Source organism: Rhodopseudomonas sp., from assembly GCF_036404135.1.
Classification (GTDB): domain Bacteria; phylum Pseudomonadota; class Alphaproteobacteria; order Rhizobiales; family Xanthobacteraceae; genus Rhodopseudomonas_A.
Genome location: NZ_DASWPE010000036.1, coordinates 1 through 2,123, shown reverse-complemented (window position 1 = coordinate 2,123; position 2,123 = coordinate 1). Strand labels below are relative to the sequence as shown.

Genomic DNA, 2,123 nt, shown 5'->3' with positions numbered 1-2,123 from the left:
TGTTCGCGCGCATCGACCGTCGCCGCAAGATTCCGGTGACCTCGCTGATGTTCGCGCTCGGGCTCGACGGCGAAGAGATCCTCAGCACGTTCTACAAGAAGATCCAGTACAAGAAGATCAAGGAAGGCTGGCGCGTTCCGTTCGACGCCGGGCGTTTCCGCGGCTATTCGACCATCAACGACCTGATCGACGCCGACACCGGCAAGGTGGTGCTGGAGGCCGGCAAGAAGCTGACCGTGCGCGCCGCCCGCCAGTTGCAGGAAAAGGGCCTCAAGGCGCTGCGGCTGTCCGACGAGGAATTGGTCGGCAACTATCTCGCCGAAGACCTGGTCAACCCGAAGACCGGCGAAATCTACGCCGAAGCCGGCGAGGAGATCACCGAGAAGTCGCTGAAGGGCCTCAACGAGCAGGGCTACAAGGAACTGCCGCTGCTCGACATCGACCACGTCAACATCGGCGCCTACATCCGCAACACGCTGGCCGCCGACAAGAACATGACACGCGAAGACGCGCTGTTCGACATCTACCGGGTGATGCGTCCCGGCGAGCCGCCGACCATCGATTCGGCGCAGAACATGTTCCAGTCGCTGTTCTTCGACAGTGAGCGCTACGACCTGTCCGCGGTCGGCCGCGTCAAGATGAACATGCGCCTTGAACTCGACGCGCCCGACACCCATCGCACGCTGCGCAAGGAAGACATCCTCGCCGTCATCAAGACCCTGGTGGGTCTGCGCGACGGCCGCGGCGAAATCGACGACATCGACCATCTCGGCAACCGCCGGGTGCGCTCGGTCGGCGAATTGATGGAGAACCAGTACCGCATCGGCCTGCTGCGCATGGAGCGCGCGATCAAGGAGCGGATGTCCAGCGTCGATATCGACACCGTGATGCCGCAGGACCTGATCAACGCCAAGCCGGCGGCCGCCGCGGTGCGCGAATTCTTCGGCTCCTCGCAGCTGTCGCAGTTCATGGACCAGACCAACCCGCTGTCGGAAATCACCCACAAGCGCCGTCTCTCGGCGCTTGGCCCCGGGGGCCTCACCCGCGAGCGCGCCGGCTTCGAAGTCCGCGACGTGCATCCGACGCATTACGGCCGGATCTGCCCGATCGAGACCCCGGAAGGTCCGAACATCGGCCTGATCAACTCGCTGGCGACCTTCGCCCGCGTCAACAAATACGGCTTCGTCGAGACGCCCTATCGCCGCTGCAAGGACGGCCGCGTCACCGACGAGGTGGTGTATCTGTCGGCGATGGAAGAGGGCCGCTACTCGGTGGCGCAGGCCAACGTCGCGCTCGACCCCAAGGGCCGCTTCGTCGAAGACCTGATCGTCTGCCGTGACGGCGGCACCCGCGACGTGGTGCTGATCCCGGCCGACAAGGTCGACTTCATGGACGTGTCGCCGAAGCAGCTGGTTTCGGTCGCCGCAGCCCTGATCCCGTTCCTCGAGAACGACGACGCCAACCGCGCCTTGATGGGCTCCAACATGCAGCGTCAGGCGGTGCCGTTGGTGCGCGCCGAAGCGCCGTTCGTCGGCACCGGCATGGAAGGCGTGGTTGCGCGGGACTCCGGTGCTGCGATCGCCGCACGCCGTACCGGCGTGATCGACCAGATCGACGCCACGCGTATCGTGATCCGCGCCACCGACGATCTCGACCCGACCAAGTCCGGCGTCGATATCTACCGGCTGATGAAGTACCAGCGCTCCAACCAGTCGACCTGCATCAACCAGCGTCCGCTGGTGAAGGTCGGCGACATGGTGGCGAAGGGCGACATCATCGCCGACGGCCCGTCGACCGATCTCGGCGAGCTGGCGCTCGGCCGCAACGTGCTGGTCGCGTTCATGCCGTGGAATGGCTACAACTTCGAAGACTCGATCCTGCTGTCGGAGCGGATCGTCAAGGACGACGTCTTCACCTCGATCCACATCGAGGAATTCGAAGTCATGGCCCGCGACACCAAGCTCGGGCCTGAGGAAATCACCCGCGACATTCCGAACGTCTCGGAAGAAGCGCTGAAGAACCTCGACGAAGCCGGCATCGTCTATATCGGCGCGGAAGTTCGCGCCGGCGACATCCTGGTCGGCAAGATCACGCCGAAGGGCGAAAGCCCGATGACGCCGGAA

At 64.3% G+C, this 2,123-nt stretch carries 1 protein-coding gene; it reads left to right on the top strand.

The window, feature by feature from the left end:
- A partial coding sequence (rpoB, locus tag VGC77_RS04100) for a DNA-directed RNA polymerase subunit beta (RefSeq protein ID WP_331170296.1) occupies positions 1 to 2,123 on the top strand: 2,123 nt, incomplete at both ends.